Below are 19,522 nucleotides of genomic sequence, written 5' to 3'. Positions count from 1 at the left end.
TAGGTAGGGGCCTTGAGGAGAAGGGAATCAGCATGGTTGACGTCACCATCGTCTATTGGCGGGACATCCCCGCGCAGGTCATCGTCGGCAAGGGGCGTCGCGGCAGCAAGGTGCAATTGCCCGAACGCTTCGAGCAGGCCATCGACCGCGCCGCGATGAAGACGGGTGCCGCCGGTACCGACGACTACCTCGCTGAATGGCGCAAGGCCGATCCCTATCCCGTGGAAGGCGAGCCCGACGCCGTCGCCAAATCCGAGGCGGCGCGGCTCGATGCTGAGTATGATCAGGAGCGCATCAAGACCCTGATCGCCAATAATGGCTGGGCGTGAATGCGCCCCGGTTCGATATGGGAGGCCGCAATGGCACTTTTGAACTTCAAGAAGCGTGAGAAAGTCACCCCGGCCAATGCTGAGCTGGAGGCGTTCCTTCAGGGCTATTCCATCGAGGTGATGCCGCGCACCGCCGAGAAGGTCGAGAATTTTCGCGATCTGCTGCCCGAGGGTACCCGCGTCTACATCGCTCATATCGAAGGCACGCCGATCGAGGAGATGGTCGCCACCGCCAAGCGCCTGTCGCGCGAAGGCTATCCGGTGATGCCGCATTTCCCCGCGCGCATCATCAAGGACCGCGCCACACTGGCTGACTGGATCGCCCGCTATCAAGGCGAGGCCGGTGTCGATCAGGCGCTGCTGCTGGCCGGTGGCGTCGAGAAGCCGCATGGTGATTTCCACGCCTCCACGCAATTGCTGGAAACCGGCGAGTTCGACCGCGCGGGCTTCAAGCGCTTGCATGTCGCTGGCCACCCCGAAGGCAACCGTGACATCGACCCCGACGGCAGCCGCAAGAATGTCGACGAGGCACTGCGCTGGAAGCAGAAGTTCTCCGAGACCACCGACGCGCAGATGGCGCTCGCGACGCAATTCGCCTTTGACGCGAAGCCCATCATCAAATGGGCCGACGCGCTGCGCGAGGCGGGCATCACCCTGCCGATCCATATCGGCATCGCCGGGCCTGCGAAGCTTCAGACCCTGATCAAGTTCGCCATTGCCTGCGGTGTCGGCCCCTCTTTGAAGGTTCTGCAGAAACGCGCTATGGATGTCTCCAAGCTGCTCATGCCCTACGAGCCGACCGACGTGCTGACCGAACTCGCGGCCCACAAGGCCGCCAACCCGGACTTCAACATCGAGCATGTGCATTTCTTCCCGCTCGGCGGGATCAAGGCCAATGCAGAATGGGCCATCGAAAACGGCGGGGCCGCAGCCACGCCCGCCAGCAAACAAGGATAACCAAACGATATGACCCGCACCATCGTCGAGAGCAAGACCAAGACCGCCGTGATCGGCTTTGACGAGCCGTTCTGCGTCATTGGCGAACGCATCAACCCCACCGGCCGCAAGAAGCTCGCCGCCGAGCTGGAGGCGGGCGATTACTCCACCGTGGAATCCGACGCCATCGCACAGGCCGCCGCCGGGGCCACGGTGCTCGATATCAACGCGGGCGTGGTCTACAACTCCAACCCCAACCCGAACGAGACCGAGCCGCCGCTGATGACCGCCATCGTCGAGCTGGTGCAGGGCCTCGTCGATCTGCCGCTCTGCATCGACTCATCGGTTCCCGCCGCCCTTGAGGCCGGGCTTCAGGCCGCCCATGGCCGCCCGCTGCTCAATTCGGTGACCGGTGAGGAAGAGCGCCTCGAATACGTGCTGCCGCTGGTCAAGAAATACAACGTGCCGGTGGTTGCCATCTCCAACGACGACACCGGCATTTCCGAGGATCCCGACGTGCGCTTTGCCGTCGCGAAAAAGATCGTCGAGCGCGCCGCCGATTTCGGCATTCCCGCGCATGACATCGTGGTCGATCCGCTCGTCATGCCGATCGGCGCCATGGGAACGGCCGGTCAGCAGGTCTTCACCCTCGTCCGTCGCCTGCGCGAGGAACTGGGTGTGAATACCACTTGCGGGGCATCGAATATCTCGTTCGGTCTGCCCAACCGTCACGGCATCAACAACGCGTTTCTGCCCATGGCCATGGGCGCGGGCATGACGTCCGCGATCATGAACCCGATCGCGCTGCCGGTGAAACAGGCCGAGATCGAGGCGAAAAAGGTCGAGATTGCCGCCGCCGGTCTGATCCTGCCCGAAGACATGGACGACGAGACCTTCTGCCAGCTGTTCGGTCTGGGTTCGATGAAACCGCGCGCCGGCAAGGAGATGGAGGCGATCCATGCCGCCAACTTCCTGACCAACAACGATCCGCACGGTGGCAACTGGATCAAGTTCAACAAGGCACCGCCGAAGCCGGGCGAGGAAGTCCGCACCGGTGGCCGCGCAGGCAGCCGCAGCCGTCGCCGCCGGGCCTGATCCAGCCCGCACCAGGCAATGCAAAACCCCGCCGAAAGGCGGGGTTTTCTTACACAATGACCCTTTTGTAAGACTGTCAAATGTGCAGCGCGCCTTAAACCTTTACACCCCGGCGCCCCGCAAGATCGGTAAAATACTGCCACGCCACTCGGCCAGAACGGGAGCCGCGTGTGGCCTGCCATTCGATTGCCTCGGCGCGCAAGGCATCGTCGTTGATCTCCACCCCGTAGGCATCGCAATAACCGCGGATCATCGACAGGTATTCGTCCTGATCGCAGGGATGAAAGCCGAGCCAAAGCCCGAACCGATCCGACAGCGACACCTTTTCCTCAACCGCCTCGGAAGGGTTGATGGCGCTGGAGCGTTCGTTCTCGATCATATCGCGGGGCATCAGGTGGCGGCGGTTCGAGGTGGCGTAGAACACCACGTTCTCCGGTCGCCCTTCGATTCCGCCATCGAGTACCGCCTTCAGCGACTTGTAATGCTGGTCATCGTGGCCAAAGCTCAGATCATCGCAAAAGAGCAAAAACCGTGCGTCGGAGCCGCGCAGCAGATTCAAGAGACGTCCCACCGACGGCAGGTCTTCGCGCTGCAATTCCACGATCTTGATCGGCAGCCCCTCGGCCCTCACGGCGGCATGTACCGCCTTTACGAGGCTCGATTTCCCCATGCCCCGCGCGCCCCAGAGGAGCGCGTTATTGGCGGGCAACCCGCGCGCGAATTGTTGGGTGTTGGCCAGGAGCGTGTCGCGTGACCGATCGATGCCCACCAGCAATTGCATATCCACGCGGTTGACCGTCGCGACCGGCTCCAGCCGGTCAGGCGAAACATGCCAGACAAAGGCGTCAGCGGCGTCGAAATGCGGCGCACTGAGCGGTGCGGGGGCCATGCGCTCCAAAGCGGCGGCAATACGGTCCAGCGGATCGGTGGTCATTCAGTGCTTGCCTCAGTCCTTGCCCTTGTCGGCGTCGGGATCGAACTCAGCCTGCATCTCGTCCTCGTCGGGGATGATCTCATCCTCATCATCAAACCAAAGCCCCTGTTCGCGCAGTTCCGCCTCGCGCTTGCGCTCTACCCGCTGCACCAGCTGGATCGACACCTCATAGAGGCCATAAACGACGACAAAGAGAATGATCTGGGTGATAACGTCAGGCGGCGTTACCAACGCAGCAAGAACCAGGATGCCCACCACCGCGTATTTGCGCACCGAGCGCAAGCCTGGCGCGCTGACCAGCCCCGCCTTGCCCATTAGAGTGAGCAGAACGGGAAGCTGGAAACAGAGGCCAAAGGCCACGATGAACTTGATCGTCAGGTTGAGATATTCCTGCGCGGAGCCCTGAAACACCACCGAAAGGGGGGCCGCGCCCTGCACGCCCTCGACCACCTCGCCCTGCCCACCGAATTGCTGGAAACCGAGGAAGAAGTCATAGGCCAGCGGGGTGACCACGTAGAATGCAAAGGACGCACCGAGAAAGAACATGAACGGGGAGGCCACGAGAAACGGCAGGAACGCTCCCTTTTCCGACTTGTAGAGCCCCGGCGCCACAAACCGCCACATCTGGTTTGCGATATAGGGAAAGGCGAGCATGAACCCGCCCAAAAGCGAGACCTTGATGGCGACGAAGAACCCCTCTTGCGGGGAGATGAAGATCAGGTCGCAATCCTGCCCGCGTTCGGCCAGAACCTGACAGAGCGGCGCAGTGAGAAAGTTGAAGATCGGGGTGGCGACGGTGAAACAAATCACCATGCCGATGATGAAGGCGACAACCGAATGTATAAGGCGCGTGCGCAGCTCAGCCAAATGCTCGATCAGCGGCGCGCTGCTATCCTCGAGCTCGTCGGGGGTGCTCATGCCTTGTCCTCGGCCTTGGCCTTGGTCGCGGCGGTCTTGCTGGTCTTGGCTTTAGCCTTGGTTTTGGGCTTCGGCTTTGGCTTGGCGGTCTTGGTGTCGGGCGTGTCCGTCGCCTGTGCTTCGGCGGCGGCCTTTGCCTCGGCCTCGGCAGCATGGCGCGCGGTGGCCATTTCGGCAGATTTTTCACGGATCTTGTCGGCCTGAGCCTGCCGCTCGGGGCTCAGCGCGGGCGTGTCGACCGTGGTCAGGTCGCGGGTCGCGTTCTCGGTCGTTTTCTTGACCTCGTCCATCGCCGTCTTCATCGGGTTGGACGCAGCCTTAAAGCTTTTCTGGATGTCGTTCACGCCGGATTGATCGGCGGCGTCATTCATCGCGCGACTGAATTCGCGGGCCATGCCCTTGGCCTTGCCCACGAACTTGCCCACGGCCTGAAACATCCCCGGCAGGTCCTTGGGGCCCACGACGATCAGCGCCACGATGCCAATGAGCAAAAGCTCGGTCCAGCCCAGGTCCAGCATTTAAGATTCAGACCTTGTCTTTTTTGTCTTCGGGGGTCACGTCGCGGGTGGTCTCGACGTCGTCCTCTGACTTGGAGTCGTCATCAAGCTCCTTGTTGCCCTCGGAGACACCCTTTTTGAAAGAGGTGATGCCTTTGCCCACCTCGCCCATCAGCGAGGAAATCTTACCGCGGCCGAAAAGCACCAGAACCACCACGGCTATGAGAAGAAGGCCGGGAAGGCCGATATTGTTCAGCATGTCTGTCTCTCCCTATCTCGGGGGTCCATGGATCGCCCCCGGGAATATCATTGGTTTATCTAGTCGTTCAAAGCGGCAGTTGGAAGCACCAATACGAGCGCAACTCCGAAATCATGACAATTTTCGCGCGCCCACCCTAGGGGCGGCACGAAAAGCGGTCAATCATCCCCCTGCGCCTCGGCGCGGCTCTTGCCGCTTACGTTCTGCGCCAGCGTCGCGGCCATGAACTGATCGAGATCGCCATCGAGAACCCCCTTGGTATCCGATGTCTCCACCCCGGTGCGCAGATCCTTGACCATTTGGTAGGGCTGCAGCACGTAAGACCGGATCTGGTTACCCCAGCCTGCGTCGCCCTTGTTGTCATGCGCCTCGTTGATGGCGGCGTTTCGCCGGTCAAGCTCTTGCTGATAAAGTCGCGATTTCAGCGCCTTCATGGCGATATCGCGGTTCTGGTGCTGCGATTTCTGCGAAGACGTCACCACGATACCGGTCGGGATATGAGTAATTCGCACCGCCGAGTCGGTCGTATTGACGTGCTGCCCGCCCGCACCCGATGAGCGATAGGTGTCGATGCGGATGTCGGCTGGGTTCACCTCGACTTCGATATTGTCGTCCACCACGGGATAGACCCAGACCGACGAAAAGGACGTGTGGCGCTTGGCCGCCGAATCAAACGGCGAGATCCGCACCAGTCGATGCACGCCCGATTCCGACTTCAGCCAGCCATAGGCATTATGGCCGCTGATCTTGTAGGCGGCGGATTTGATGCCCGCCTCGTCGCCCCCCGATTCCGATTGCAACTCCACCGTATAGCCGCGCTTTTCGGCCCATCGGACATACATCCGCGCCAGCATCGACGCCCAGTCACAACTCTCGGTGCCGCCCGCGCCGGCATTGATTTCGAGGAACGTGTCATTGGCATCCGCTTCGCCATCCAGCAGCGCCTCCAGTTCCTTGGCGGCGGCCACCTTGGCAAGCGAACGTAACGCGGCTTCGGCCTCGGTGATGACCTCTTCGTCACCCTCCATCTCGCCCAGCTCAATCAGGCCAAGCTGATCCTCCATCTCCTGCCTGATGTTGTCATGCGTTTCCAGCGCATCGACCAGCGCCTGCCGCTCGCGCATCAGTTTCTGCGCCTGCGCCGGGTCGTCCCAGAGCGTCGGGTCCTCCACCCGCGCATTGAATTCCTCCAGCCGGTGTTGGGCGGTCTCCCATCCCAGCCGCTGACGCAACAGCTCCAGCGATTTTTCGATTTCGGAAACGAGGGTTTGTGCTTCGGCGCGCATTGTCTGATCTGTCCTTGCCTGCTCAGATGCGGGTGATACCGCAGGGCGGCGGGCCGGGCAAGGGCGGCGCGACTGTGCTCAATTCAACGGCAGCTCCAGGTCAAATCGCCCCCCCGGTTTGCCCAACACCTTTAATACAAGCCACCCGAACTCATCGAGCCAAAGGTCGCTTTGCCGCCCACTTGCGCCTTTTCCCCGGTCGAGGTCGTCACGTCGCGCACCTGCTCGCGCTCTCCGGCGTTGTAAAGATCCAGATCATTGCCCATGGCGAACCCGCCATCGAACATCACGCCAAAGATCGGCTCCTCGCCGTCGCGGAAATACTCGGCCACCACATTCGACCCCGAAGCATCATCGGGCAGACGCGCGCCGGAAAATCGATCGATCTTGATGAAGTGCCCGCCGGGCGGCACGTCGAACGGACCGCCGCCATATTTTGCGACCGCCTCTTTCATGAACTCCTGAAACACCGGCCCGCAGAGCGACGCGCCATAGGCCCCACTCCCCAAGCCGCGCGGCTGGTCATGGCCGATATAACACCCGGCTGCGATGTTGCTGGTAAAGCCCACGAACCACACATCGCGCGCGTCATTGGTGGTGCCGGTCTTGCCTGCCACCGGCACCGGCAGGTTGATCGCCCCCGACGCGGTGCCACGATCCACCACGCCTGTCATCATCGAGGTCAGCTGATAGGCGGTGACGGCGTTCATCACCCGCTCGCGATCCGACACGATGCGCGGGCCGGTCCCCTCGGGCAGGCTGGGATCGTTGCAATCCACGCATTGGCGCTGATCCTGCGAATAGACGGTGCGACCATAGCGATCCTGCACCCGGTCCACGAGGCTGGGGCGCACCCGCTCGCCGCCATTGGCAAACATCGCATAGGCCGCCACCATGTTGAACAGCGTCGTCTCTTCGGAGCCGAGCGAATTGGCCAGAAACTTGCCCATGTTGTCATAAACGCCAAAGCGTTCAGCGTAATTCGCCACAACGTCCATCCCCACCTCTTGTGCGAGGCGGATGGTCATCAGGTTCCGCGATTGCTCGATGCCTGTGCGCAACGGCGTCGGACCGTAATACTTGTTCGACGAATTGCGTGGCCGCCAAAGTCCTTGGGGCGTGTCGATCTCAATCGGTGCGTCGATCACGATCGTGGCCGGGGAATAGCCACTGTCCAGCGCTGCGGCATAAACGAACGGCTTGAAACTGGAGCCCGGCTGCCGCATCGCCTGCGTCGCGCGGTTGAACACTGAATGCTGGTAGGAAAACCCTCCCTGCATCGCGATAACCCGCCCGGTATTGACGTCCATCGCCATGAACCCGCCCTGCACCTCGGGTACCTGCCGCAGCGTCCAGCGGATGAAGTCGCCGCTGTCGTCCTCGGTCATGCGGCGCACATGCACCACGTCGCCCGCATCAAAGGTTTCGTGAAAATCCCCGGGCAGCCATGCAATGTCACTGCGCGGCACCTCCTGCACGCCCTCGATGCCCTCGATACCAATGCGCATCGCCTGATCACCGGTCTCAAGCACCACTGCCGGGTACCATTGGCCGTCGAGGTCGATATCGCGCGGCACCCGCAGATCGTTCAACGCCGCACGCCATGCCTCCTCCGAGTCCAGCGCCTCGGGCGGGATCGTCATCCCCGTGCCGCGCCACCTGCCCCGGCCCCGATCATACTGCTCCAGCTGACGGCGCAGCGCACGCGCGGCGTTCTCCTGCATCTCTGGGTCGATGGTGGCCCGCACCGATAATCCGCCAGAGAAAAACTCGCCCTCACCGAAATCCTCGCTCAACTGACGGCGGATTTCGTCGGTGAAGTAATCGCGCGGGGGCAGATCGGCGCTGAACGGCGCAAAATCGCCATTCTGCACCGAGCGCAGCGGTGCCTCGCGCTCCGCGCGATACGCCGCCTCGGTCAGATAGCCGTTCTCCCACATCTCCCGCAGCACGAAATTGCGCCGGTCGAGCAGACGGTTTTTCTCGCGCACAGGGTGATAATCGCTCGGAGCCTTGGGCATGGCAGCTATCGTGGCGGCCTCGTGCGGGGCCAGCTCGCGCAGCGTCTTGTTGAAATAGGTCTGCGCGGCGGCGGTGACCCCATAGCTGTTCTGACCCAGGAAAATCTCATTGAGATAGAGCTCAAGGATCTTCTCCTTGCTAAGCGTTTCCTCGATCCGCGTGGCGAGAATGATCTCCTTGATTTTGCGCTCCAACTGCCGATCGCCGGACAACAGGAAGTTCTTCATCACCTGCTGCGTGATGGTCGAGGCACCGCGCACATTGCGCCCGCGCGACTCGACCGCATCGACAATCGCAGACGCGATGCCCAAGGCGTCATAACCGCCATGACTGTAGAAATTCTTGTCCTCGGCGCTGATGAAGGCCTGCTTGACCAGATCGGGAATATCCTCGGCGGGCGTGAACAGCCGCCGCTCGCGGGCGAATTCGTCAATGATGCGCCCCTCGCTGGAATAGATCCGGCTGATCGTGGGCGGCGTGTAGTTGGCCAGGCTCTCATGGCTCGGCAGATCCTTGCCATAGATGTGCAGGACCGCACCGATGCTCAGCCCGAAGATCACCACGACAAGGGTGATCAGGCTGAACACGGTGCCAAATAGGCTTAGAATCGGTCGAAACACACGCGCCCCCGCTGGATGGATGCGCCCCATATAGGCATGCCGGGGGCACGGGTCAAAAGGATTGGCACAGGCCCGCTCATTGGCGCACCAGCCCGGCGCGCGCCGCATCGGCATCGCGCCACAGCCCAAGCGCGTCGCTCAGCGCCTGCGCCACTTGCGCCCGCCACTCCGCATCGCGCAGGTTCTTCAGGTCGTGCGGGCTGGACAGGAACCCCAGTTCTATCAGGACCGACGGGATATCGGGTGCCTTGAGTACCGAAAACCCGGCATGCCGTTTCGGTCGCGACAAGAGTGGCAGTTCGGCGGCGCGAAACCCCTCCAGAAAGACCCGTGCCAGATGTTCGGAGCGCGGCTGCGTCTCCATCCGCGCCAGATCCATAAGGACATCGGCCACCACGTCATCTTTGCCGCTCAGATCGACCCCGGCCAGAATATCGGCCCGGTTGTGCCGCTCGGCCAACGCCGCACTCGCGGCATCAGAGGCACTATCTGACAGCGTATAGACAGAAGCACCCCGCGCCCGTGTGCCGCTGAGCGCATCGGCATGCAATGACAGGAACACGTCCGCCCCTGCCCGATGCGCCAGCGCCACCCGCCGTTCCAGGCTCACGAATTCGTCTTTCTCGCGGGTCAGCACCACGTCAAAGCCACCGGCGCGCAAAAGCACTTCGCGCAATTCGCGTGCGAAAATCAGCATCAGGTCCTTTTCGCGGGTGCCATCGACCTCGGCCCCCGGATCAATGCCACCATGTCCAGGGTCAAGCACAATGCGAAACACGCCGTCCTTGGCGCCTGATGCCATCGGTTCCGATACGGCGGCAGGCAGATCCCAGCCCGGTAAATCCGGCGTGCCCGCGTCGGCGGCAAACGCCGCTTCATCCGCAGGCCCCAGCCGCACCTGCAACCGTGCTGCACCGCTTTGCCGGTCAATCCGCAGCCCGGCCTCTTCCAACACATGCGGTCCCGCGAGATCGACCACCATACGCGACCAGCCGGGTCGGATCTGCCCCAACCGCAGACCGCGCGCGCGCTCACCAGCGATCAGCGCTCCCGCCTCTGCGCCGCTCCAGTCGACCTCGCGAAAATCCATCACCAACCGCGCCGGATCATCCAGCGTGAACACCCGGTACGGCACGCCTTGCGACAGCGTCAGAGAGACCTCAAGCCCGTGCCGCGTATCGCTGATCGTGCTTTGAGCCGGCTCGAGCCGCGCCAGACCGCTGAAACGGCTGTCCTGCCCCTGCGTCGCAGAGGCAAGGACCAGCATCGCCAGCCCCGTCAGCCATGTTCGCATGATCCTGCTCATTCGCCGGTCCCCGGTCTCGTTGCCTGTCAGGATAAATCAACCAAGCCGCAAAATCAGCCCCATTGCGTCTTTTTGGCGAAAATACTCAATTTCCGTCATCCACCCTACAGACTTGCGTCACGGGCAGAAGAGATCGTTGAACACCGCGAACAGCATCAGCGACAGGATTAGCGTCAATCCCACCGTCATCAGCAGCCGCAGGGCGCGCTCGCTCGGGGGGCGGCCGGTGATGGCTTCATAAGCGTAGAACACCAAATGCCCGCCATCCAGAACCGGCACCGGAAAAAGGTTGAGCAACCCCACGGCGGTTGACAGAACCGCGATGAACCAGATGAAGCTCTGCGCGCCCTGGCTCGCCATCGCGCCCGACACCTGCGCGATGCCGATCGGCCCGGACATGTTGCAGCTGCTGATCGCGCCGGTGACCATATGATAAAGGCCTGAAATCGAACTCTGGATGATCTCGCCGGTCTGCACAACCGCACCACTGACCGCCTCGACGGGCCCAAGCGCCTCGGTCGCGGGTTCAAAGGCCAGGCCTCCGGCAATGCCGATCCGCCATTCCGTCTTGAACCCGCCCTCGGGCTGCGGCTCATCCACTCGGCGCGGGGTGAGAGTGGTCTCAAACGGGCCACTCTCCGGGCGCCACATCTCAAGCGCCAGCGGAGCACCGTTCGATCCCTCGACAATCTCCTTGAGTTCCGAAAACGCCACGACGGACCGGTCGTTGATCCCGGTAATGACATCCCCCGCCTTCAGCCCTGCATCGAATGCCGCCGATTGCGGCGACAGCCCGGCCACCAGAGGCGGCAGAAGGTGCGGGCCCTGCGCAGTCATGCGCCCGCCATCGCGGCGAACGTCGTAATCCAGCAATGCCTGCACCGGCAACGCATCGAGAAACGCCTCATAGGCCTCGGTCCCGTCCATCGGGGGCAAATCACCACCCGCGATGCCGAGGATTTCGTCACCGGGTTGCAACGTGATCCCCTCGACCGGCAGCGGCTTGAGTTCGCCGACGGTCAACGGCTCCGCAGTCTTGCCGCCACTCATCAAGACTGCCGTGAATACCAGAATCGACAGGATGAAGTTGAAGACCGGCCCCGCCGCCACCGTCGCCGTACGTGCCCAAAGCGGTGCACCGTGCATGGTCTGGCGCAGCCGCTCGGGCGGCAGGTCGGCCATCGCTTCGCCGTCCTTTCCGCTCGCTGCGTCCGCGTCACCGAGGAACTTCACGTAGCCGCCAAACGGCAGCGCCGCTACCTGCCAGCGCGTGCCGTGCCGGTCCATCCGCGAATAGAGCACCGGGCCAAAGCCGAGCGAGAACACCTCCGCCTTGATGCCCGACCAGCGCCCAACGATGTAATGGCCGTATTCATGCACCGCCACGATCACCGAAAGCGCTATCACAAAAGCCACTATGGTCATGAAAACACTGCCGAATTGCGGCAGGAACGTCAGAATATCCACGTGCTGTCCCTAAACTTGTCGCGTCATGGCCGCCCGGTCGGCCTCATTCCTTGCCAAATGGTCCATATGGGCCACCACATCAAGGGTCGGATCGTCACAACGGGCCTCGGGGCACGCCGCAAGAACGCCAAGCGTGTCCTCGACGATTGCGCTCATATCGGTAAACCGCACGCGCCCGGCGATGAAGTGATCCAGCGCGCGTTCCTTGGCGGCATTGAAAATCGCCCCTGAGAGGCCCCCCGCCGCCATCACCTCGCGCGCCAGTCGCAGCGCCGGATAGCGCGCCTCACAGGGTGCGCGAAACTCCAGCGTTCCCACAGCCGCCAGATCGAGCGCCGCCACCGGCAAGCTGCGCCGGTCCGGCCAGTTGAGCGCGTAGCCGATGGCATGGCGCATGTCCGGCGGGCCGACATGCGCCATCAACCCGCCATCGCAGAACCCTACCAGCGCATGTACCAGCGATTGCGGATGCACCAGCACCTCAATCTGATCGGGGGTAAAACCAAAGAATTCCCGCGCCTCGATCATCTCCAGCGCCTTGTTGAACATCGACGCCGAATCGATGGTGATCCGCTGCCCCATATCCCAGTTGGGATGGCTCGACGCCTCGGCCACCGTCGCCGCCGCCAGTCGCTCCAACGGCCAGTCGCGAAACGCCCCGCCAGAGGCGGTCAGGATCACGCGCGTCACCGCCGCTGCATCCTCGCCGACCAATGCCTGAAAGATCGCCGAATGCTCGCTATCGACGGGCAAAATCCGCGCGCCATGCGCTTTGGCCGTGGCGATCAACAGCGGCCCGGCGGTGACCAGCGATTCCTTGTTGGCAAGCGCCAGCGTCGCGCCCTGCTCCAGCGCCGCCAGTCCCGGTGCAAGCCCCGCAGCACCAACAATGGCCGACATCACCCAGTCGGCGGGCCGCCGTGCCGCCTCTATAAGGGCCGCGCGTCCGGCGGCAGCCTCGACCCCCGACCCTTCAAGCGCCGCGCGCAGTTCCGGTAACAGGTCCTCTTGCGCAACGACCGCCAGATCGGCCTTGAGCGCGCGGGCATCCGCCGCCAGTCGCGCGACGTTGCCCCCGCCGGTCAGCGCCACAACGTCATAGGCGTCCGGATCACGCAAAATAAGGTCAATCGTGCTTTGCCCAACAGAGCCGGTCGCGCCCAGAATGGATACCCGCTTCATGCCACCCCCGGCATCAGGCCAAACGCCCAGAGGATCACAACCACAAGCGCCGCCCCCAGCATTGCATCGAACCGGTCGAGCACACCGCCATGACCGGGAATGAGGTTGGAACTGTCCTTGACCTCACGCAGCCGCTTGACGGCGCTTTCGGCGATGTCGCCCATCTGCCCGGCAAAGCCAACGAGGATCGACACCGGAATGAGCGCCAGACCCGCGCCCGTCGGCCCGGCAAAAAATGTACCTATGATCCCTGCCCCGACCCATCCGGCAATGGTGCCGGACCAGGTCTTCTTTGGGCTGATGCGCGGCCAGAATTTCGGCCCGCCCAGACTACGTCCTGCGAAGTAGCCCGCGACATCGGACACGACCACGATCGCGACCAGCCACAACACCCAGACCACCCCCGCCTCGGCGCGCAGCAGCCCCATGGCATAGCACCCCAATAGCGCCCAAAGGGTCAGGGCAAAGAACGGTCCGCGCTCGCGGTCGACAGCACTCACCGTAACCAGCGTCGCAGCCAGAAGCAGCGGCAACACCACCAGCCCCGGCAGCCAGAGCGACAGCGCCACAGCCGCCGCCGCCAGCGCGCCTGAGCGCCCCGCGTCGGGTGCCGCGAACATGCGCGCGCCTTCCCAGACCATCAGCCCGGACAAGACTGCCACGACCGCACCAAAGACCACACCGCCAAGCCAGATCGCAACGGCGCCCAGCATGATCATCACCAGCCCCGACATCACCCTCGGGGCGAGATCGGACCATCGGGTCGTCACAGTCATGCGGAGACGGCCCCGAACCGCCGGTCGCGGGTGCCATATTGCGCCAGAACTCCGGCAAAGATGTCAGCAGTGAAATCCGGCCAGAGCGTGTCGATGAACTCGTATTCCGCATAGGCCGACTGCCACAGCAGGAAATTCGAGATCCGCGCCTCGCCGCTCGTGCGGATCACCAGATCGGGGTCGGGCAACACGCAGGTATCTAGGTAGCGCGGCAGCGTCTCCTCATCCACGTCCTCGGGGCACAACCGCCCCTCCGCCACATCGCGGGCCAGCCGCTGAGTGGCGCGTGACACCTCGTCCCGCCCCCCGTAATTAAGAGCGATGGTCAGGTTCAGCCGCGTGCAATGCGCGGTCATCGCCTCTGTCTCCTCCATCAGCGCGCGCAGCTTGTCCTCCAGCCGGTAGCGGTCACCGATAAAGCGAACCCGCACGTTCTCACGCACGAAGGCCTGCATTTCCTTGATGATGTAGCGGCGAAAAAGATTCATAAGACCGGCAACCTCGGTCTGCGTCCGCTTCCAGTTCTCGGTCGAAAACGCGAAGATCGTCAGATAGTCGACTCCCAGCCCAGGGCAGGATTCCACGATCTCGCGCACCCGGCGCGCACCGGCATGATGGCCAAACAGGCGCGGACGCCCGCGTTTTTGCGCCCAACGGCCATTGCCATCCATGATAATCGCCACATGACGCGGCCCCTCGCCTGCGGGCTTGGTCTTCGCCATGACAGCGCCCCTCATCATCAAACCTGCATGATCTCGGCTTGTTTGTGCTCCAGCGCATCGTCGACAAGCTTGATGAAGCGGTCGGTCAGATCCTGCACCTCAGTCTCCCAGAACTTCTGATCGTCCTCGGACATGCCATCGGCCTTTGCCTTCTTGATCTTGTCCATGCCGTCGCGGCGCACGTTGCGCACAGCGACCCGCGCATGTTCGGCATATTGCGAGGCAACCTTGGTCAGTTCCTTGCGGCGCTCCTCGTTCAACTCGGGGATGGGCAGCATGATGATCGTGCCGTTGAGCTGCGGATTGATTCCGAGCCCGCTCTCGCGGATGGCCTTCTCGACCTTGCCGACAAGACCCTTGTCCCAGACATTGATCGTGACCATGCGCGGCTCGGGCACGTTGACGGTGCCCACCTGATTGATCGGTGTCATCTGGCCATAGGCATCAACCTGCACCGGCTCCAGCATCGAGGCAGAGGCCCGGCCCGTGCGCAACGATGCGAACTCGGTCTTGAGCGAATTCATCGCCCCTTCCATCCGCCGCTCCAGGTCGCCTGTGTCGATTTCGATATCGTCCGCCATGTCGTCTTTGTCCTTCTTGCGGGCTATGTCCTGCTCTGTTTAGCCTCAACCGTGCACGCTTGTATAGGTGCCCTCTCCGGCGAGAATACCCTTGAACCCGCCCGGCTCGTCCAGGGAAAAGACGATGATTGGCAGGTTGTTGTCGCGCGCAAGCGCAATCGCCGAGGCGTCCATCACGTTGAGATGCTGTGCCAGGACCTCGTCATAGGTGACGCTGTCATAGCGTTTGGCATCTGCATGCTTGATCGGGTCCTTGTCATAGACCCCGTCAACCTTGGTGCCTTTCAGGATCGCCTCGCAGGCCATTTCATTGGCGCGCAGCGTGGCCGCGGTGTCGGTGGTGAAATAAGGATTGCCCGTGCCCGCCGCGAAGATGCAGACGCGTTTCTTCTCCAGATGCCGGACCGCGCGGCGGCGAATGTAGGGCTCCGCCACCTCGTCCATCCGAATGGCGCTGATCACCCGACAGAAGACGCCGATCTTCTCGAGCGCGCTCTGCATTGCCAGTGCGTTCATCACCGTGGCCAGCATGCCCATGTAATCGGCGGTGGTGCGTTCCATGCCCTGCGCAGAGCCCTGCAGGCCCCGAAAGATGTTGCCGCCGCCGATCACCATGCAGATCTCGACACCCAGATCATGCACCACCTTGACCTCGCGTGCGATCCGCTCGACGGTCGGCGGATGCAGCCCGTAGGATGTGTCGCCCATCAACGCCTCCCCCGAGATCTTGAGCATGACGCGGCTGAATCTCGGCTTCGGGCTGTCGGGGGATGTCATCGGGGATCTCCGCAAATTTCGGCTTGGGCGCAAAATGTCGCAAATGGGCGGCAGGTGCAATCGCAGAAAACCCCCGCGATGCGGGAAACCGCTCGAAATGCGCCTCGTCAAGCGGGCCTATCTTGGTTAACGAAACGCCATGGACGTGATCAACGATATAGACCCCGCCCGAACCGTGCTGATCGCAGGGCCAACGGCCAGCGGAAAATCAGCGCTGGCGATGGCGATCGCGCGCACGCAAGGCGGCGTGATCGTCAATGCCGACGCGTTGCAGGTCTATGAAAACTGGCGCATTCTTTCGGCCCGGCCCGGCGCGGCGGACGAGGCCGCCGTGCCGCACCGGCTCTATGGTCACATCGGCGCGCGTCAAGACTACTCCGCCGGTCATTGGCTGCGCGAGGTCCGGGTCCTGCTCGACGGGCCGGATCGCTTGATCATCACCGGGGGTACCGGGCTCTATTTCTCCGCCCTCACGGAAGGGCTGGCCGAAATCCCCGCGACGCCCCCCGCGATCCGCGCCGAGGCCGACCGCCTGCGCATGCAGCAAGGTATCGAAACGCTGCTTGACGCCATCGACGTCACCACCCGCGCCCGCATCGACAGCCAGAACCCGATGCGCGTTCAGCGCGCATGGGAGGTGCAACAGGCCACCGGTCAAGGCCTCGCCGCATGGCAGGACGCGACACCGCCGCCGCTCCTGACGCTCGATGCCTGCACAGCACTTGTGGTCGAGGCTGAAAAGGAATGGCTCAACGCCCGCATCGCCAGACGATTCGACGCGATGCTGTCTGCAGGCGCGCTTGACGAAGTGCGCGCCAACCTCGCCATCTGGGACCCTGCCCTGCCCTCGATGAAAGCCATCGGGGCGCCGGATCTCGTGGCGCATCTGCGCGGCGAGATCTCACTTGACGCCGCGCGAGAGGCGGCCACGATCGCCACACGGCAATATGCCAAGCGGCAACGCACATGGTTTCGCGCCCGCATGCGCGACTGGCGGCGGATCGCCGCCGATACGCTTTAGATTTTCCGCAGTTTCTCCCTGACACAGCCGCAAATTCATGCGATGACTAGTCCAAACGCGACTATTTCGGGAATTTCGCCAGATGCCACACGCGCGAGTCATGACCGTGGTGCAATGGGTGCAGGGGGCCGATTGGCGTGCCACGCTGCAACATTCCTGCCCGCATCACGCCCTTGTCTGGATCACCCGCGGTCAGGGCATCGCGGTGGTTGAGGGCGTGCGACGCGGCGTCGGCGTGCACAACGCATTGGCCATTCCCGCAGGCACCATGTTCTCGCTCGATCTCGGCAAATCCGGCTTCGGACTGGTGTGCGAGGTGCCCTCCAGCGGGGCCACCCCGATGCCCGACACGCCCCAGCATCTGCGCATCCGCGACGTGGCTAGCCAGAACGAGCTGACCTCTATATTCGAGGCGATGCAGCGTGAGCAAAGCAACGCGCGCACCTTCATGGACGAGGCACTCAATGCCGAGGCCAATCTTGTCAGCGTATGGCTGCGTCGCGCAATGATCGACCACCCCGAAACCGCGCGCCCCACGGCAGGCGAGCGTCTGGTGCGCGCCTATGCCGCCCTGATCGAGCGCGACTTCCAGAGCGGGCGGTCGATGGCCGTGTATGCGCGTGCGCTCGGAGTGACGCCCACCCATCTCACCCGCGTTTGTAAGCAACTGTCGGGTCTGACTGCAGCCGACATGCTGACCGAACGCAGCCTGCACGCCGCCCGCGACTTGCTTGAGGCAAACGAGATACCGGTAGGCCAGATCGCCGCCGGCCTCGGCTTCGGTAGCGCCGCCTATTTCTCGCGCTTCATATTGCACCACACCGGTCAGAGCCCCTCGTCCCTGCGCGGCAAGGCATCAGCCCGCCCGCCCATAGCGCGCGCAGTCTGACAGGTTGCAGCGAAATCGCCGCGCTCCGGGCGGAGGCATGCCTTTTGGCATCGCGATGCGCATTGTTCCGGGCCGCTTTTCGCGCCGTTGCGTCAACCCGATGCACATGCCACGCCAATCCCTGCCCCTCGGACTCGAAACCCCCTTCTCCACACCCCTGCCGGGTTGCGCTCGGACCCACGGCAATATCTAATGCCGACAGGTCCCCAACCAGTGAAAGCCCGCCATGACGCAAACGCCTCCACATCCCGCGACCGCCCCCCTCGTGACAGAGCTTCGGGCCGGGCGCATGGGGCGACGCGAATTCCTCAGCCGCATGACCACGCTCGGCCTCGGGGCGACGGCAGCTTATACCTTGGGTGGCCTTGCCCTGCCAGCACAGGCACAACCCGCCATCGCACGGGGCGGCACCCTGCGTATCCAGCAAAGCGTCAAGCCGCTCAAGGACCCGCGCAGCTATGACTGGAGCGAATTGGCCAACCAGACCCGTGGGTTTCTCGAGTATCTGGTGGAATACCGAGGCGATGGCACCTTTACCGGCATGCTCCTCAAAGCGTGGGAGATCAATGCCGACGCCACCGAATATCTCCTGCATGTCCGCCCCGGTGTGCGTTGGAACAACGGTGATCCCTTCACCGCTGCTGACGTTGCCCGCAACATCACCCGCTGGTGCGATACGCGCGCCTTGGGCAATTCCATGGCAAGCCGCTTCGCCGCCCTGATCAACCCGGAAACCGGACAGCTCCGCGACGGGGCGATCACGGTCGTCGATGATTTCACCGTCGCACTCAGCCTGTCGCAACCCGATATCGCGCTGATTGCCAACATGTCTGACTATCCAGCAGCCATTGTCCATGAAAGCTATGAGGGCGGAGATCCCTTCACCCATGGCATAGGCACCGGCCCATTTCGCCCCATCAGCATGACCGTCGGCGAAAGCTGCGTCCTCGAACGCCACCCTGATCACGACTGGTGGGGGACCGAGGTGTTTGGTGGGCCATGGCTTGATCGGGTCGAGTTCATCGACCTCGGCACCAATCCGTCGTCCTGGCTCGCGGCCGCAGATGACGGCGCGATTGATCTGCTCTACGAGTCCGTGGGGGCCTTTATCGACGCGATGGATGCCATCGGCTGGACCGCGACCCGCGCCGAAACGGCGGCGACGCTGGTGATCCGTGGATCACAGAACGCGGCACTTGTCGGCAGCAACCCCTATCGCAACGCAGCGGTGCGCCGCGCGCTCGCGCTCGCCGTCGATAACGCGATCTGCCTGGAACTCGGCTATAACGGGCGCGGCACCCTGGCCGCCAACCACCATGTCAGCCCGATCCATCCCGCCTATGCCGATATCGGGCCTGCAGCCTATGATCCGGCCAAGGCCCGGGCCCAGATCGAGACGGCCGGGCTCCTCGGCTTCAAGCATGAACTGGTCACCGTCGATGATGAATGGCAGCGTAATACCGGTGATGCCGTGGCGGCCCAACTGCGCGACGCGGGACTGCGGGTGGACCGGCGGATCGTCCCGGGTGCGACCTTTTGGGCGAACTGGCGCGACTACCCGTTCTCCGGCACGCAATGGAACCACCGACCGCTCGACGTGCAGGTGCTCGCCCTCGCCTACCGCACCGGAGCCGTCTGGAACGAGACCGGTTTTTCAAATGACGCGTTCGACGCCCTTCTGGACGAGGCCAATCGCCTCTCTGACCCCGAAACTCGGCGCGGGATCATGGCACAGTTGGAAACCATCCTGCGCGACGAAGGCGTCATCATCCAGCCCTATTGGCGCGCGCTCTACAATCACCACAACGGGCGATTGGTGAATGCCGAGAAGCACCCGGCCAACGAAATTCACCTTTACAAGATCGGCTTCAAGGGCTGAGCAGCGCACGCGGCGGATGAATCCAG

At 63.1% G+C, this 19,522-nt stretch carries 19 protein-coding genes; 6 read left to right on the top strand and 13 right to left on the bottom strand.

The window, feature by feature from the left end; all coding sequences use genetic code 11:
• The first annotated feature begins 32 nt into the window (after positions 1-32).
• Genes RID11_RS07070 through RID11_RS07060 form a run of 3 tightly spaced genes read left to right on the top strand, consistent with a single transcriptional unit; the run spans position 33 to position 2,360 of the window.
• Entirely contained in the window at positions 33-329 is a 297-nt protein-coding gene (locus tag RID11_RS07070) for a virulence factor (RefSeq protein ID WP_350136972.1), read from the top strand.
• A 30-nt stretch (positions 330-359) separates the two neighbouring features.
• Positions 360-1,286: a methylenetetrahydrofolate reductase gene (locus RID11_RS07065; RefSeq protein WP_350136970.1), complete on the top strand. Its 927-nt coding sequence runs from the start codon at positions 360-362 to the stop codon at positions 1,284-1,286.
• Positions 1,287-1,295: 9 nt separating this feature from the next.
• Positions 1,296-2,360, top strand: a complete 1,065-nt coding sequence (locus RID11_RS07060) for a methyltetrahydrofolate cobalamin methyltransferase (RefSeq protein ID WP_350136967.1) — start codon at positions 1,296-1,298, stop codon at positions 2,358-2,360.
• Positions 2,361-2,454: 94 nt separating this feature from the next.
• Here the strand turns inward: RID11_RS07060 and RID11_RS07055 are convergent, their stop codons facing one another.
• From RID11_RS07055 to pyrH, 13 genes are all read right to left on the bottom strand, one after another.
• Positions 2,455-3,294 carry an ATP-binding protein gene (locus RID11_RS07055; protein WP_350136965.1) on the bottom strand — a complete coding sequence of 280 codons (840 nt, stop codon included), beginning with the start codon at positions 3,292-3,294 and terminating at the stop codon, positions 2,455-2,457.
• Positions 3,295-3,306: 12 nt separating this feature from the next.
• Complete coding sequence (gene tatC / locus RID11_RS07050; RefSeq protein ID WP_350136963.1) at positions 3,307-4,212, bottom strand: twin-arginine translocase subunit TatC; 906 nt, start codon at positions 4,210-4,212, stop codon at positions 3,307-3,309.
• Positions 4,209-4,730 (bottom strand): Sec-independent protein translocase protein TatB, encoded by a 522-nt coding sequence (tatB, locus tag RID11_RS07045; protein ID WP_350136961.1) that lies wholly within the window; start codon positions 4,728-4,730, stop codon positions 4,209-4,211. Before tatB ends, tatC begins: the two co-directional genes overlap by 4 nt.
• Before the next feature lie 7 nt (positions 4,731-4,737).
• On the bottom strand, positions 4,738-4,968 hold the full coding sequence (locus tag RID11_RS07040; RefSeq protein WP_350136959.1) for a twin-arginine translocase TatA/TatE family subunit: 231 nt from the start codon (positions 4,966-4,968) through the stop codon (positions 4,738-4,740).
• Positions 4,969-5,126: 158 nt separating this feature from the next.
• Positions 5,127-6,254, bottom strand: a complete 1,128-nt coding sequence (gene prfB / locus RID11_RS07035; protein ID WP_350136957.1) for a peptide chain release factor 2 — start codon at positions 6,252-6,254, stop codon at positions 5,127-5,129.
• A gap of 131 nt (positions 6,255-6,385) precedes the next feature.
• Complete coding sequence (locus RID11_RS07030) at positions 6,386-8,896, bottom strand: penicillin-binding protein 1A (RefSeq protein ID WP_350137756.1); 2,511 nt, start codon at positions 8,894-8,896, stop codon at positions 6,386-6,388.
• A gap of 76 nt (positions 8,897-8,972) precedes the next feature.
• Entirely contained in the window at positions 8,973-10,202 is a 1,230-nt protein-coding gene (locus RID11_RS07025; RefSeq protein ID WP_350136955.1) for an N-acetylmuramoyl-L-alanine amidase, read from the bottom strand.
• Between the two features lie 117 nt (positions 10,203-10,319).
• Positions 10,320-11,669 carry an RIP metalloprotease RseP gene (gene rseP / locus RID11_RS07020; protein ID WP_350136952.1) on the bottom strand — a complete coding sequence of 450 codons (1,350 nt, stop codon included), beginning with the start codon at positions 11,667-11,669 and terminating at the stop codon, positions 10,320-10,322.
• A 9-nt stretch (positions 11,670-11,678) separates the two neighbouring features.
• On the bottom strand, positions 11,679-12,851 hold the full coding sequence (gene dxr, locus RID11_RS07015; protein ID WP_350136951.1) for a 1-deoxy-D-xylulose-5-phosphate reductoisomerase: 1,173 nt from the start codon (positions 12,849-12,851) through the stop codon (positions 11,679-11,681).
• Positions 12,848-13,627 (bottom strand): phosphatidate cytidylyltransferase, encoded by a 780-nt coding sequence (locus RID11_RS07010; protein WP_350136948.1) that lies wholly within the window; start codon positions 13,625-13,627, stop codon positions 12,848-12,850. Before RID11_RS07010 ends, dxr begins: the two co-directional genes overlap by 4 nt.
• Positions 13,624-14,367, bottom strand: coding sequence for an undecaprenyl pyrophosphate synthase (gene uppS, locus RID11_RS07005; RefSeq protein WP_502949341.1), 744 nt, complete (start codon positions 14,365-14,367; stop codon positions 13,624-13,626). The genes RID11_RS07010 and uppS overlap by 4 nt, the downstream gene beginning before the upstream one ends.
• Positions 14,367-14,930, bottom strand: coding sequence for a ribosome recycling factor (frr, locus tag RID11_RS07000; protein WP_350136942.1), 564 nt, complete (start codon positions 14,928-14,930; stop codon positions 14,367-14,369). Before frr ends, uppS begins: the two co-directional genes overlap by 1 nt.
• 45 nt (positions 14,931-14,975) lie before the next feature.
• On the bottom strand, positions 14,976-15,707 hold the full coding sequence (gene pyrH, locus RID11_RS06995; protein WP_350136940.1) for a UMP kinase: 732 nt from the start codon (positions 15,705-15,707) through the stop codon (positions 14,976-14,978).
• A gap of 139 nt (positions 15,708-15,846) precedes the next feature.
• Between pyrH and miaA the strand changes: the two genes are divergently transcribed.
• The 3 genes from miaA to RID11_RS06980 all read left to right on the top strand — a co-directional run bounded on the left by miaA (position 15,847) and on the right by RID11_RS06980 (position 19,496).
• On the top strand, positions 15,847-16,728 hold the full coding sequence (gene miaA / locus RID11_RS06990; protein WP_350136938.1) for a tRNA (adenosine(37)-N6)-dimethylallyltransferase MiaA: 882 nt from the start codon (positions 15,847-15,849) through the stop codon (positions 16,726-16,728).
• Positions 16,729-16,810: 82 nt separating this feature from the next.
• On the top strand, positions 16,811-17,617 hold the full coding sequence (locus RID11_RS06985) for a helix-turn-helix domain-containing protein (protein ID WP_350136936.1): 807 nt from the start codon (positions 16,811-16,813) through the stop codon (positions 17,615-17,617).
• A 226-nt stretch (positions 17,618-17,843) separates the two neighbouring features.
• On the top strand, positions 17,844-19,496 hold the full coding sequence (locus tag RID11_RS06980) for an ABC transporter substrate-binding protein (RefSeq protein WP_350136934.1): 1,653 nt from the start codon (positions 17,844-17,846) through the stop codon (positions 19,494-19,496).
• Positions 19,497-19,522 lie beyond the last annotated feature (26 nt).

This window comes from Roseovarius sp., from assembly GCF_040219995.1.
In the GTDB taxonomy this organism is placed as follows: Bacteria; Pseudomonadota; Alphaproteobacteria; order Rhodobacterales; family Rhodobacteraceae; genus Roseovarius.
This window is presented reverse-complemented; position numbering and strand designations above follow the sequence as displayed.